11 protein-coding genes are annotated in these 13,363 nt (G+C 70.6%); 3 read left to right on the plus strand and 8 right to left on the minus strand.

The window, feature by feature from the left end; all coding sequences use genetic code 11:
• Positions 1-46 precede the first annotated feature (46 nt).
• Positions 47-256: a hypothetical protein gene (locus CLV67_RS09370; RefSeq protein WP_146169033.1), complete on the plus strand. Its 210-nt coding sequence runs from the start codon at positions 47-49 to the stop codon at positions 254-256.
• Positions 257-480: 224 nt separating this feature from the next.
• Here CLV67_RS09370 and lipA read toward each other — a convergent pair whose 3' ends face one another.
• The gene (lipA, locus tag CLV67_RS09375) at positions 481-1,377 is read right to left on the minus strand and encodes a lipoyl synthase (protein ID WP_106316778.1); all 897 of its coding nucleotides are present in this window, start codon (positions 1,375-1,377) and stop codon (positions 481-483) included.
• A 381-nt stretch (positions 1,378-1,758) separates the two neighbouring features.
• On the opposite strand from lipA, the gene aspS reads away from it, so the two are divergent.
• Both aspS and CLV67_RS09385 read left to right on the plus strand, forming a co-directional pair.
• Positions 1,759-3,012: an aspartate--tRNA(Asn) ligase gene (gene aspS / locus CLV67_RS09380; RefSeq protein WP_106316779.1), complete on the plus strand. Its 1,254-nt coding sequence runs from the start codon at positions 1,759-1,761 to the stop codon at positions 3,010-3,012.
• A gap of 36 nt (positions 3,013-3,048) precedes the next feature.
• A complete protein-coding gene (locus tag CLV67_RS09385; RefSeq protein WP_146169034.1) occupies positions 3,049-4,197 on the plus strand; it encodes an outer membrane protein assembly factor BamB family protein in 1,149 nt (382 codons plus the stop codon).
• A 219-nt stretch (positions 4,198-4,416) separates the two neighbouring features.
• On the opposite strand, the gene CLV67_RS09390 is transcribed toward CLV67_RS09385, so the two are convergent.
• The 7 genes from CLV67_RS09390 to lpdA form a co-directional block, all read right to left on the minus strand.
• Positions 4,417-4,581: a peptide ABC transporter substrate-binding protein gene (locus CLV67_RS09390; RefSeq protein ID WP_106316781.1), complete on the minus strand. Its 165-nt coding sequence runs from the start codon at positions 4,579-4,581 to the stop codon at positions 4,417-4,419.
• A complete protein-coding gene (gene lipB, locus CLV67_RS09395; protein ID WP_106316782.1) occupies positions 4,581-5,210 on the minus strand; it encodes a lipoyl(octanoyl) transferase LipB in 630 nt (209 codons plus the stop codon). Before lipB ends, CLV67_RS09390 begins: the two co-directional genes overlap by 1 nt.
• Before the next feature lie 10 nt (positions 5,211-5,220).
• A complete protein-coding gene (locus tag CLV67_RS09400) occupies positions 5,221-7,146 on the minus strand; it encodes a DUF2029 domain-containing protein (protein ID WP_239166267.1) in 1,926 nt (641 codons plus the stop codon).
• Between the two features lie 26 nt (positions 7,147-7,172).
• A complete protein-coding gene (locus tag CLV67_RS09405; RefSeq protein ID WP_106316783.1) occupies positions 7,173-9,044 on the minus strand; it encodes a DUF6311 domain-containing protein in 1,872 nt (623 codons plus the stop codon).
• 32 nt (positions 9,045-9,076) lie between these two features.
• Positions 9,077-9,994: a TIGR01777 family oxidoreductase gene (locus tag CLV67_RS09410; protein ID WP_106316784.1), complete on the minus strand. Its 918-nt coding sequence runs from the start codon at positions 9,992-9,994 to the stop codon at positions 9,077-9,079.
• Between the two features lie 90 nt (positions 9,995-10,084).
• Positions 10,085-11,917, minus strand: a complete 1,833-nt coding sequence (gene sucB, locus CLV67_RS09415) for a 2-oxoglutarate dehydrogenase, E2 component, dihydrolipoamide succinyltransferase (protein WP_106316785.1) — start codon at positions 11,915-11,917, stop codon at positions 10,085-10,087.
• Positions 11,918-11,954: 37 nt separating this feature from the next.
• Positions 11,955-13,346 carry a dihydrolipoyl dehydrogenase gene (gene lpdA, locus CLV67_RS09420; protein WP_106317137.1) on the minus strand — a complete coding sequence of 464 codons (1,392 nt, stop codon included), beginning with the start codon at positions 13,344-13,346 and terminating at the stop codon, positions 11,955-11,957.
• Positions 13,347-13,363: the final 17 nt, after the last annotated feature.

The raw sequence follows: 13,363 nt of genomic DNA on the forward strand, positions 1-13,363 counted from the left end.
CCTGAGCTTCGTCCCCCGGAGGCAGATGATGGATACCGCAGTCGAGGTGAGTTACGACGTGGTGGGCATGCTGTTCGGGCCGGACTCACTACTGCCGTGGTGGGCCTGGCTGGCGCCGCTCGCCATGATCTTCCTCAAGTTGCTCTCGCCTGTTCTGATCCCTGAGGTTGCCGAGGCCAAGTGGGCTTCCGACAGGGATTCCAAGAAGCCCGACAAGTCCAGCAAGGGCAAGAAGGCCGGCAAGAAGAAGAAATGATCGTCCCGCAGTGAGAGAGCCCCGCACCGATTCGGTGCGGGGCTCGCTGCATCACGGTCGCGACCGCGGCCGCAGCAGGGCCGGTGCGCGCGGGCGGCGTCGTCGCAACCGCGGCCGCGGGGAGCCAAGGCGCGGAGGCCAGGCCGCGGGGAGCCAAAGCGCGGAGGCCAGGCCGCGGAGGCCAGGCCGCGGAGGCCAGGCCACGGAGGGCCAGGCCGCGGGAGTCAGCCGCGGGCTTCGAGCGCCTGACGGTAGAGACGGCCGGCGCGGTAGGACGAACGGACCAGCGGGCCGCTCATCACGCCTGAGAAGCCGATCTGCTCGGCCTCCTCGCGGAGCTCGACGAACTCCTCCGGCTTGACCCAGCGCTCGACCGGGTGGTGCCGCGGAGTCGGGCGAAGATACTGCGTAATGGTGATCAGCTCGCAACCGGCCGCGTGCAGGTCGCGGAGGGCGTCGGTCACCTCGGCGCGATCCTCGCCCATGCCGAGGATCAGGTTGCTCTTGGTGACGAGGCCGGCGGCGCGGGCCTGGGTGATCACGTCGAGGGAGCGCTCGTAGCGGAATCCGGGCCGGATGCGCTTGAAGATGCGCGGAACCGTCTCCAGGTTGTGGGCGAGCACCTCGGGGCGGGAGCCGAACACCTCGGCCAGCTGGGCCGGGTCGGCGTTGAAGTCGGGGATCAGCAGCTCGACTCCGCAGCCGGGCTGGAGTTTGTGGATCTGGCGGACCGTCTCGGCGTAGAGCCAGGCGCCGCCGTCGGGCAGGTCGTCACGGGCGACGCCGGTGACGGTGGCGTAGCGCAGGCCCATGGTGGCGACGGACTCGCCGACGCGGCGGGGCTCGTCGGCGTCGAACTCGGCCGGCTTGCCGGTGTCGATCTGGCAGAAGTCGCAGCGGCGGGTGCACTGGTCACCGCCGATGAGGAAGGTGGCCTCGCGGTCTTCCCAGCACTCGTAGATGTTGGGGCACCCGGCCTCCTGGCAGACCGTGTGCAGGCCTTCCTTCTGCACGAGGCCGCGCATCTCGGTGTACTCAGGGCCCATCTTGGCCTTGACCTTGATCCACGGCGGCTTCCGCTCGATGGGAGTCTCGGCGTTGCGCGCTTCGATGCGCAGCATGCGGCGGCCCTCGGGAGCAATAGTCACAACCCGAAGATACGCCCGCCGGGGCCGGGCACACCGCAGGGGCGACGAGGCTCACGTGACCATTCCTGTGAGTGCCGTCACCCGTAATTCAGGAGAATGCCGCATCGGTGACTGTTAGCGTTCCCGGCACGGCGATGATGGGACCGAGTAACGCTTCGATCCGCCGGCCGAGAGAGCCACCCGGCAGCTGTGAAGGGTGGCCCGCGCGCCGGAGCGTGAAGACAACCCGGAGCCGCAGCACGACAAAGAGGCGCCCGTGACGAACGGGCGCGAAGGTGCGGTGGTACCGCGAGGATCCCGCTCGCCCGCACCTCCCTGGGGCCGCGTTGCAGCATCCCGAGGAGGTAACCCGCCGTGCAACGCATCCTCTCCACCGAACTGGCCGGGCACGTCGACGAAACCGTCACGATCGCCGGCTGGATCCATCGACGCCGGCTGCTCAAGTCGGTCGCCTTCCTGATCGTCCGGGACGCCGCCGGGCTCAGCCAGGTCGTCGTCACCGACCCCGCGACCCGCGAGCAGCTGGAACAGCTGACCGAGGAGAGCGTCGTCGAGGTGACCGCGCTGGTCACCGCGAACGAGCAGGCGCCCCGCGGGGTCGAGCTGACCGCACCGGTCGTCAAGGAACTGAGCCGGGTGGCCGTACAGCTGCCATTTGAACTGCATCGACCCACGCTGAACGCCGGCCTTCCCGCCCAGCTGGACCACGCGGCTCTGGCCCTGCGGCATCCGAGCCGCGTCGCGAACCTGCGGATCGCGGCGGCCGCGGCGAAGGGTTTCCGGGCGGCGCTGGAGGCGCAGCGGTTCGTCGAGATCCACACGCCGAAGATCGTCGAGTCGGCGACCGAGTCGGGGGCGAATGTTTTCAAGCTCGACTATTTCGGGCGGCCCGGCTACCTGGCGCAGTCGCCGCAGTTCTACAAGCAGCTGATGGTCGGCGTCTTCGAGCGGGTCTTCGAGGTGGGGCCGGTGTTCCGGGCCGAGCCCAGTGACACCGCCCGGCACCTGGCGCAGTACACGTCGCTGGACGCGGAGATGGGTTTCATCACCGACCACCGGGACGTGATGGCCGCGCTGACGCTGACGCTCAAAGGGATGCTCGGCGAGATCGGCATTCTGGAAGACGCCGTAAGAAGCGAGATTCCGGCGGTGCACTTCAGTGAGGCGCTGCGGATCGCGGGCGCGCCGGAGGACGAGCCCGACCTGGCCCCGGCCCACGAACGGGCGCTGGGGGAGTGGGCGCTGAGGGAGCACGGGTCGGAGTTCCTCTTCGTGACCGGCTATCCGATGCGCAAGCGGCCGTTCTACACGCATCCGGACCCGGCCGACCCGACCTGGTCCAACGGCTTCGACCTGCTGTTCCGCGGGCTCGAGATCGTCACCGGCGGGCAGCGACTGCACCGATACGAGGACTACGTGGCGGCCCTGCAGCGGCACGGGCAGCCGCTCGAGCCGTACGCCGGATATCTCGACGGTTTCCGGTACGGCATGCCGCCGCACGGTGGCTGGGCGATCGGCCTGGAACGGTTCGTGGCGCGGCTGACCGGGGTGGCGAACGTGCGGGAGACCACCGCGTTCCCCCGCGACCTCCATCGGATCGCGCCCTAGGAACCGTTCAGGGCGGTGGGGTTGAATGCTGTCGTGATGATCGATCTCGACCGGGTCGCCCCACCGCCCGTTCCGGCGCCCCGATCGCACTCGTGGCCGGGTGCGCTGCTGGCCATGGCGCTGGCGCTGATCCTCACCGGAGCCGCGCCGGTGCCGCGGATCGGGGAGCTGCGGCAGGTCGCCGCGACCGCGACCGCGTCCGGACCGTGGCTGCTGACCGCTGACACGCTGTACAGCACGCACTCCCGGACGACCGGCCGGTTCGACGTGATCGCCTGGTCGCTGGCGACCGGCAAGGCCCTCTGGCAGCGCGACGTCGAGTGGTGGGCCGAGGTGCCGGTGCTCACCGAGGCCGGGTCGGCGCTGGTCCTGGCCACTCGGGACAGTTCGCAGAAGGCGGTGGTCCTCGACTCGCGGACCGGTGCGGACCTGGTCGAGCCGGGCACCTTCACGACCGCCGCGCCGGTCGGTGACCGGGTCCTGCTCTGGCACCAGCCGACCCGGCGGCTCACCCTCTACGACCCGGCGGCGAAGCGGGTCGCCTGGCAGCGGCCGTCCGAGACTTTCGTGGGAGCGGCCGTCGCGCCGGACGACCGGCTGCTCGTCCTGACGTGGTCCGAGTTCGCCACGCTCACGCTCAGCAGCGGGAAACTGATCGGCCGTACCGCCCGTGACAAGGTCTGGGGCAGCCCGGTGTCGATCGTCGGCGCCGTCGGCGAATCCGCCTACCTGCTCGGCCGGATCAACCTGACCGGCATCCGGCTGCCGGGCCGCCCGCTCTGGACCATGACCCTGCCGCTGCCCTCGGACGCGGTGGCGTGCGGCACCCGGATCTGCGTCTCCGGCGGTGCCGGCCTCTTCGCGATCGACCCGGAGACCGGCACCATCGCCTGGGACAACCACGACTGGATCGGCGGCGAGGACGGGCTCGTCCGCACCCGGGAGGGCCACGTGGTGCGGATCGACACGGAGACCGGGACGGCTCAGGCGAATCTCGGCCTCGGCCTGCCCGCCGGTGACCTGCTGCTGCGCCCTGGCCGGGGCACCGTCAGCCTGGTCGACATGAGAACCGGGCAGATCCGCGCACGCCAGCCGGGCGTTCAGCCGGGCGCCTGCCGCCGCACCGGCGAACACCTCGCCTGTCAGCAGGAGGGCGGTCAGGTCGCGGTCTGGCGGTTGCCTTGAAGATCGTTATGGTACGGCCACCAGGAGGTGCCGGGGCCACGTGAGCGACGGGGCTGCCTGGGCGCGGCCGCCAGCGCCCCTTTCGGGCTGAAGCCGTTGCCCACCCTCAACCCCCACAAAACCGCGTGGTGACTTGTGGCGCCGATCGAGCCGTAGGTCGGCACGCGGGCTGGGCCCGGCATCGCCCGGGATACGGCTCGCATCCTGGCCCTGAAGGGACTAGAGCAGAACCGCGACGGTGACCACCGTGACGATCACGAACGGGATGATCGTCGTGCACACGAGAATGGCCCAGGCGATCGGGTGACCGAAATTGAGCACCACCCCGCCACCCGGCCGGGGAACGAAGACCCGCTTGTCGCGCGGGTCGCGATAGAGCGCCATCAGAGCAGCGTCGCGAGGTGGCGATCGACGACCGGCATGACCTCGCTGATCGGGACCGGCCGCCCGAGCTCGGCGCTGAGGGAGGTGACCGCGGCGTCCCGGATGCCGCACGGGACGAAACGGTCGAAATTCGACAGGTCGCAGTCGCAGTTGAGTGCGAAGCCGTGCAGTGTGACCCCGCGCGACACCCGGATGCCGATCTGGGCGATCTTGCGGTCCAGCCCGCCGTCGGTGGCCCGGACCCAGGCGCCGCTGCGGCCCTCGATGCGCTCGGCCGTCACGCCGAACTCGGCGCACACGTCGATCAGCATCTGCTCGGTCCGCCGGACGTAGGCGACCACGTCGACCGGGTCGGGCAGGCGCAGGATGGGATAGCCGACGAGCTGTCCCGGACCGTGCCAGGTGATCCTGCCGCCGCGGTCGACGTCGACCACCGGGGTGCCGTCGAAGGGGCGGTCGGCCGGCTCGGTGCGCTTGCCGGCGGTGAAGACGCTGGGGTGCTCCAGCAGCAGCACCGTGTCGGGCTGGGCGCCGGCGACGACGCCCTCGTGCAGACGCTTCTGCTCCTCCCAGGCCTCCAGGTAGTCGACCAGGCCGGGCCTCAGGACGGTGAGAACGGAAGAGGTCACGGCCGCAAGCCTACTTCTCTTCCCACTGGTCGACCGGATCCACTCCCGGACGGATGCGCCACACCAGTACGTCGTCCACCTGCTCCGGCTCGCCCAGCAGATCAGTCGTCACCCGTACCAGGGCATCTCGGTTGAGAGGACCCTTGGGCCCGGTCAGGCTTGCGGGGAGGAAGATCGCCTCGAGCTGCCAGTACTCGAAGTCGATCCGCGCGTTGAGCCGCTCCACATTCGTCATCTTCGGCGTCTGACCCCAGCGGGCGGCCCGGTAGAACACCTTGTCGGTGGGGCGGTCCGGCGCACCGACCCGGCCGACCAGGTGCCGCCCGGTCTCCTCGTAGTCCTGCGGGCCGAGGAAGTAGCCGGCCGGGATCCGGAACTGCTTGTCCCCGCCGCGCGCCATCGTGTACGCCTGCCAGCGCATGCTGTCCACGGCGACGTCGATGGAGAGCGGCAGCGACGTGATCACCCCGTGGTCGGAGACATAGTCCTCCCAGTGGCCGCTGGAGATGAAGACCGGTTCCGGCGCCCGCTCCAGCGTGCGCAGCGGCAGCGGAGCGATCGGCACGAGCGCGGCGACGATGGCGAGGCCGAACACGAGCCGGCCGGAGGCGCTGCGGATCAGGCTGTCCCGCCGGCGCACCACCTCGTCCGCCAGCAGGGCGATGACCAGCGCGAACACCAGGACCACGACGAGCGAGTAGCGGACCGGGAGCGCCGAGTCGAACAGAGGCACGTCGACGAGCAGGGCGTACGGCATGGGGATGTGGGGTTGTTGTTCGCCGAGGAACCGCAGCCGGGGGCCGAGCGAGAGCAGGAAGAAGATCACGCCGACGACGGTCAGCGCGCGCAGCGTGATGCGGCGTTCCGGCGACGACCGCCGCCAGAGCAGTACGACCGCTGCCACGAAGAGCAGGATCAGCGGGATGCCGAAGAATGACGTGGCCTCGGTCGCGTTCGGTGCCAGGTCGGCGCCCCAGCCGGCCAGCCCGGCCACCGAGCGCAGCGGGAACGCCACGTAGGCGACCAGGTCCTCGGAGAAGACGCGCATGCCGAAGCCGGTGCCGGAGAACTTCAGCGGCCCGTTGAAGTGCATGTAGAGCGGCCGGGCCAGCAGAACACCGGCGATCACGGCCGTGACGCCCAGCGACAGCAGAACCGGCTTGAGGGCGGTCCTGGCCCGTCGCAGCCCCGGCCGGGACAGCAGCCAGACGAGCAGGAAGATGCCGCTGGCGAGTGCGGCGAAGAACAGCGCCTCGGCGGCGACCGAGAAGCCCATCGTGCACAGCAGGCCGAGCACGATGCCATTGCGCAGCCAGTGGTCGCGCTCCGGCAGTTTCAGCACCCGCCACGCGACGATCCCGACCATCCAGCCGGAGGTCCAGTTGAGGTGGCCGTTGGCGTGCGAGACGAGACCCGGGCAGAACCCGAAGAGCAGGCCGCCGACCGCCGCGGCGAGGCCACTGCGGACCAGCCAGCGGCGCAGGAACAGGTACCACACGAAGGCGGAGCCGGCGAGGTTGAGCGTGAGGATCGTGACGAACGAGACCTGCGGCCCGGCCAGGTGGGTCAGCGGGGCGAACACCACGGCGTAGAACGTGCTCGACGTGTTCATCGCCAGGTTCACACCGCGCGGCGCGTTCAGCAGATCGGTGAAGAACGGGTCCGTGAGGTTCTGCAGAAGATAGACGCCGTACGACAGCATCCACTCGAACTGGCCCTGGTCGCTGACGTTGTCGGCGACCACGTGGTTGTACGGCGCGCTCCACAGCCCCCAGCAGACTCCGACGGCGGCGGCCAGTGAGACGACCGCCATGGCCAGGTGAGCGAGCCAGGAGCGTCGCCAGAAGGACGGCTCCGGCTCCGGCTCGGCGGGCGCGGGCGGATCGTCCAGTTCCAGATCGAGGTCCGTGTCGGGGGCGGGCGCGGCGATCGTCACGTCGCGGAGGTTATCCAGCCCCGAACTCATCGGTCGATCGGGTCCACGCCGGGACGGATACGCCACACCAGGACATCGTCCACCTGTTCGGGCGGACCGAGCAGATCGGTCGCGGTGACCAGCACCGAATTACGGAACAGGGTCATGTGATCGGAGCCGGTGATCTGCTCGGGCAGGAAGAGGGCCTCCAGCTTCCAGTAGGCGAAGTCGGCCCTGGCCTGCGCGCGGTCGGCGTCGCTGAGCTCGGTGACGTAGCCGTAGAGAGCGGCGCGGGTGAACAGCCAGTCGGTCGAGCGCGGCGGCGCGCCGATCTGGCCCAGCCCCTCCTTGCCCTCCTCGCCGTTGATCATCGGGCCGAGGAAGTAGCCGTCCGGGATCCTGAACTGCGGGCCACCCCGGGCCATCGTGTACGCCTGCCAGCGCTGCCCGTCGGCGTGCACGTTGAGCGCGAACGGCAGGGCCGAGATCACACCGTTGTCGGACACGTACTTCTGCCAGGTGCCGTTGGCGATGAAGGCGGGCTCGGGCGCCCGCTCCTGGACGCGGACCGGCAACGGGAAGATCGGCAGCAGCGCCGCCACGATCGCCGCGGTGAGCCCGGTGTGCACGCTCGGCGAGATCCTGCGGTCCAGCAGCTCCTGGGTGATCAGGGCCAGCGTGACGCCGAAGACGGCGGCCACGACCAGCGCCAGCCGCAGCGGCAGCGCCGCGTCGAACAGCGGCAGGCGGGCCAGCAGCGCGTACGGCAGCGGGACCGGCAGCTCGCCGTCCATCCAGTTGAGCCGGGGCCCGAGGGACAGCACCAGGAACGTGCCGCCGACCACCATGATCGCGCGCAGGGTGGCACGGCGGCCGGGGGCCGCGTTGCGCCACACCAGCACCAGCGACACCGCGACCAGCACGATGAGCGGGACGCCGAAGAAGGACGTCTCCTCGGTGCGGTTGGGGCCGAGGGTGGAACCGAGCCCGAACAGCGCCGCCAGCGACCGGCTGGGGAACGACAGGTAGGCGGCCGCGTCCTCGGCGAAGTACCGCTGGTTGTAGCCGGTGCCGGAGAACGTCTGCGGCCCGGAGAAGTGCATGTAGAGCGGATAGGCCAGCAGCGCCCCGGCCACCACGGCGGCCACGCCGAGGGCTTTCAGCACGGTGGCCCACGCCGCCTTGACCTCGGCGCGCACCGCGCCGGCGCACGACCAGACGATGACGAACATGCCGCTGGCCAGGGCCGTGTAGAACAGCCCCTCGGCGGCGATCGTGAAGAACGCGCCGAGCATGACGCCGAGGACGAGGCCGTTGCGCAGCCAGTGCCCGCGCTGGCGCAGCCGCAGCACCTGCCACACGACGATCGGGGCCACCCAGCCGGCCGTCCAGTTCAGGTGGCCGTTGGCGTGCGAGATGAAGCCGGGCGCGAAGCCGCAGAACATGCCGCCCAGCCCGGCGGCGAGCGGGCTGCGGACCAGCCAGCGGCTCAGGAACAGATACCAGGCGAATGCCGACCCGGCCAGATTCAGTGTGAGGATCGTCACATAGCTGACCTGTGGGCCGGCCAGATGGGTCAACGGGGCGAACAGGATCGTGTAAACCGAGATCGAGGTGTTCGCCGCCAGGTTCACCCCCCACGGCACGTTCAGCAGATCCGTGAAGAACGGGTCCGCGCCGTTGCCCAGGGTGTAGACGCCGTACCCCAGCAGCCACTCGAAGAACGCCTGGTCACCGAGGTTGTCGGAGAGACCGTGCCGGAACGGGTCGCGCCAGAGACCGCTCGTCACGTAGACGGCGAGCGCCAGCGCGAGCAGGGCGACGGTCGCATGGGCACGCCAGTCACGGGCACGCGACGGTGCCGGTGACTCGGCGGGCGGATCGGCGGAGGCGGCTGGGGCGGGAGCGGCGACTGACATCAAGGCGCAGGTTAGCAAGAAAGCCTGATGCCCTAGCCGGTCATCGCCGGTTCGGGACGCAGAGCCACCGCCAGGGCGGAACTCATCTCCGGGTACGCCCACGCGAACCCGGTACTCGACAACACCCCCGGCAGCACCCGCTGACTGCGCTGCGCCTCCCCCGCAAGCTCGCCGAGCGCCACGTCCAGCACCGGGCCGGGCACCGAGAGCAGGGCCGGCCGGCGCACCGCCTTGGCCAGGTCACGGGTGAACTCGGCGTTGGTCACCGGATTCGGCGACACCATGTTGACAGGGCCGGCGACGTCCTCGCGGCCCAGCAGGAACTCGGCCGCGGCCAGCCAGTCGGCCAGCGCGATCCAGGCCATCCACTGCCGCCCGCCGCCGATCCGGGCGCCCGCGCCGAGCTTGAACGGCAGCAGCAGCGGCTTGAGCAGCGCACCACCGGCGTCGATGGTCGGAGCCGTGCGCAGCAGCACCACCCGGGTGCCGGCGTCCTCGGCAGGGCGGGCCGCGGCCTCCCAGACCCGGCACAGGTCGGCAAGGAAGGTGTTGCCGGCCGACGCGTCCTCGGTCACGGCCTGGTCACCGGTGTCGCCGTACCAGCCGACGCCGGAACCCTGCAGGAAGGTGCCCGGCCGATCACCGGCCGGCAGCTTGCTGATCGTCCGGGCCAGCGTGTCGGTGGTGTTGAGCCGGCTGGAACGCAGCACCCGCTTGTACGCCGTCGTCCAGCGGCGGTCGCCGACGTTGGCGCCGGCCAGGTTGATCACGGCGTCCGCCCCGGCCAGCACCACGGCGTCCAGCCGTCCCTGGGCTGGGTCCCAGGAGGCCTCGTCGGGCTGCTCGGAGGGCCGCCGGACGAGCCGGACGATGTCGTGGCCGCTCTGCCGCAGCCGTTCGGTGAGCCGGGAGCCCAGGAATCCGGACGCGCCGGCCATGACGATGCGCATGACCTGAATCTTTCCCGAAGAAGAGGCGATCCAAAACAAACCCGGGGGGTACGCCGTGACGGCGCGCCCCCCGGTTCGTTGCCACTGGCCTTACAGGCCCAGGTCGGCCTCGAAGTGCCCGGCCTCCAGGCGCTCCTTGAGCGTGCCCAGGAAGCGGGCCGCGTCGGCGCCGTCCACGATCCGGTGGTCGTAGGAGAGCGCCAGGTAGACCATCGACCGCGGCACGATGATCTCGCCCAGCTCCGGGTCGTTCACGATCACCGGGCGCTTGACGACCGCGCCGAGACCGAGGATGCCGACCTGCGGCTGGTTGATGATCGGCGTGTCGAACAGCGCGCCCCGGCTGCCGGTGTTGGTCAGCGTGAAGGTGCCGCCACCGATCTCGTCCGGCCCGATCTTGTTGTTGCGGGTGCGGTCCGCCAGGTCCGCGATCCGCTTGGACAGACCGGCCAGGTTGAGGTCTCCGGCGTCCTTGATGACCGGGACGACCAGGCCCTTCGGCGCGTCCACCGCGATGCCCAGGTGCTCGGCGCCGTGGTAGGTGACCGTGCCCGCCTCGACGTCGATCGAGGAGTTGACCACCGGGTGCTGCTGCAGCGCCTCGACCGTGGCCAGGGCGAAGAACGGCAGGAAGGTCAGCTTCACGCCGTGCTTGGCCTGGAAGTCGGCCTTCGCCTTGTTCCGCAGGTTGGCGATCTTGGTCACGTCGACCTCGACCACCGTGGTCAGCTGCGCGGAGACCTGCAGCGACTCCACCATGCGGCGGGCGATGGTCGCGCGGATCCGGGTCAGCTTCTCGGTGCGTCCGCGCAGCGGGCTCGGCTCCGCCTTGGGCGCCGCCTTCTCGGTCGGCGCGGCAGCCCTCTCGGCCTGGGCTGCCGGAGCCTTCGTCGCGGCCGCGGCCTTCTCCGCCGCGTCGATGACGTCCTGCTTGCGGATGCGGCCACCCACGCCGGTGCCGGTGAGCGAGGACAGGTCCACGCCCTTCTCGGCGGCCAGCTTGCGGACCAGCGGGGTCACGTAACCGGCGTCGCCGGACCCGTTCGACTTCGCGGCTTCGGCAGACGGAGCCGCCGAAGCGGACGGCGCGGCCGGGGCGGGCTGCGCCGCGGCGGGCTGGGCGGCCGGCTTCGCGGTCTCCGCGGCGGGCGCGGGGGATGCGTAGGACTCGCCGGACACGTCCGGAGCCGGGGCCGACTCGACCTTCGGCGCCGCTGCCTGCTGCGGCGCGGGGGCGGCGGCGGGCTTCTCCGGCTCGGGCGCGGGGGCCGGAGCGGCGGCCGGGGCGCTGCCCGGCGTGCCGACGATCGCCAGCACGGCGCCGACCTCGGCGGTCTCGTCCTCGCCGATCTTGATCTCCAGCAGGGTGCCGGCGACCGGAGACGGCAGCTCCGTGTCGACCTTGTCGGTGGAGACCTCGACCAGCGGCTCGTCCGCTTCGACGGTGTCGCCGACGGCCTTGAGCCAGCGGGTGATGGTGCCCTCGGTGACGCTCTCGCCGAGCGCCGGCAGCTTCACCTCGGTGCCCTCGCCGCCACCCGACGGCGCGGACGCGGCCTGCGGGGCCGGAGCCTCCGCCTCGACCGGCTTCTCGGTCGACGGCTCGGTGGGGGCGGGCGGCTCGGGCTCGGCCTGAGCCTCGGCTTCCTGGGCGGGGGCCGGCGCGGCCGCACCGGCGTCCTCGCCGTCGCCCGCGATGACGGCCAGCTCGCTGCCGACCTCCGCGGTCTCGTCCTCGCCGACCACGATCCGCGAGAGGATGCCCGCGGCGGGCGACGGGATCTCCGTGTCGACCTTGTCGGTGGAGACCTCGAGCAGCGGCTCGTCCGCCTCGACGCGCTCGCCCTCCTGCTTGAGCCAGCGCGTCACGGTTCCCTCGGTGACGCTCTCACCAAGCCGCGGCATGGTTACCGATGTCGGCATCTTTTCCCAAACTCCCTAAAGCGAAAGAACGATCGGATCAGCTGTGCGCGTGCAGCGGCTTGCCCGCGAGCGCGAGGAAGGCCTCGCCCAGCGCCTCGTTCTGCGTCGGGTGGGCGTGTACGAGCTGGGCGACCTCCTCGGGGAAGGCCTCCCAGTTGGTGATCAGCTGGGCCTCGCCGACGAGCTCGCCGACCCGGGCGCCGACCATGTGGACACCGACGACCGGCCCGTCGTTGACCCGGACCAGCTTGATGAAGCCCGCGGTCTTGAGGATCTGGCTCTTGCCGTTGCCGCCGAGGTTGTAGTTGTACGTCGAGACCTTGTCCGCGCCGTACTGCTCCTTGGCCTTGGCCTCGGTGATGCCGACCGACGCGACCTCGGGGTCGGAGTAGGTGACCCGCGGGATGCCCGCCTCGTCGATGACCGCCGGGTTCTTGCCGGCGATCTCCTCGGCCACGAAGATGCCCTGCTGGAAGCCGCGGTGCGCGAGCTGCAGGCCGGGCACGATGTCGCCGACGGCGTAGATGTTGCCGACACCGGTGCGCAGGCGCTCGTCGACGATCACGAAGCCCCGGTCGAGGGTGATGCCCTGCTGCTCGTAACCCAGGTTGGCGGTCGTCGGGCCGCGGCCGACCGCGACCAGCAGCACCTCGGCCTCGAGGGTCTCGCCACCGGCGATGGTGACCTTGACGCCGTTCTCGGTCTTCTCGACCTTCTCGAACGGCTTGCCCACCTTGAAGTTGATCTTCCGCTTGCGGAAGGCGCGCTCGACCTGCTTCGAGATCTCCTCGTCCTCCGCGGCGACCAGGCGGGGGAGGGCCTCGATGATGGTCACGTCGGCGCCGAACGACTTCCACACGCTGGCGAACTCGACGCCGATGACGCCGCCGCCCAGCACGATCGCCGACTGCGGCACCCGGTCCAGCTTGAGAGCGTGCTCGCTGGTCAGCACCCGCGTGCCGTCGACCTCGAGGCCGGGCAGCGAGCGCGAGTAGGAACCGGTGGCGAGGATGACGTTGCGGCCGGTGTAGCGCTGGCCGTCCACCTCGACGGTGTCCTTGCTGACGAGCTTGCCCTCGCCCTGGACGATCGTGATGTTCTTGTTGTGCCCGAGCAGTCCGGTCAGGCCCTTGTACAGGCGGCCGACCACCCCGTCCTTGTACGCGTTGACGCCCGCCATGTCGATGCCGACGAGGTCGGCCTTCACGCCGAACTGCTCGCTCTCGCGCGTCTGGTCGGCGATCTCCGCGGCGTGCAGGAGGGCCTTCGTGGGGATGCACCCGCGGTGCAGGCAGGTGCCGCCGAGCTCGGCCTTGTCGATCAGCGCGACCTTGAGGTCGAACTGAGCGGCACGCAGGGCGGCCGCATAGCCACCACTGCCGGCGCCGAGAATGACGATGTCGAAGGTTCCGCCGTTGGGCTGGCTCACGTTGACTCCAGTGGTCG

Source organism: Actinoplanes italicus (assembly GCF_003001815.1).
Classification (GTDB): Bacteria; Actinomycetota; Actinomycetes; order Mycobacteriales; family Micromonosporaceae; genus Actinoplanes; species Actinoplanes italicus.

Coding starts and splice junctions, on each gene's coding strand:
- CLV67_RS09410 (WP_106316784.1), bottom strand. CDS start 9,994: ATGCGCATCGTCATGGCCGGCGCGTCCGGATTCCTGGGCTCCCGGCTC.
- sucB (WP_106316785.1), bottom strand. CDS start 11,917: ATGCCGACATCGGTAACCATGCCGCGGCTTGGTGAGAGCGTCACCGAG.
- CLV67_RS09385 (WP_146169034.1), top strand. CDS start 3,049: ATGATCGATCTCGACCGGGTCGCCCCACCGCCCGTTCCGGCGCCCCGA.
- CLV67_RS09405 (WP_106316783.1), bottom strand. CDS start 9,044: ATGTCAGTCGCCGCTCCCGCCCCAGCCGCCTCCGCCGATCCGCCCGCC.
- CLV67_RS09390 (WP_106316781.1), bottom strand. CDS start 4,581: ATGGCGCTCTATCGCGACCCGCGCGACAAGCGGGTCTTCGTTCCCCGG.
- lipA (WP_106316778.1), bottom strand. CDS start 1,377: ATGCTGCGCATCGAAGCGCGCAACGCCGAGACTCCCATCGAGCGGAAG.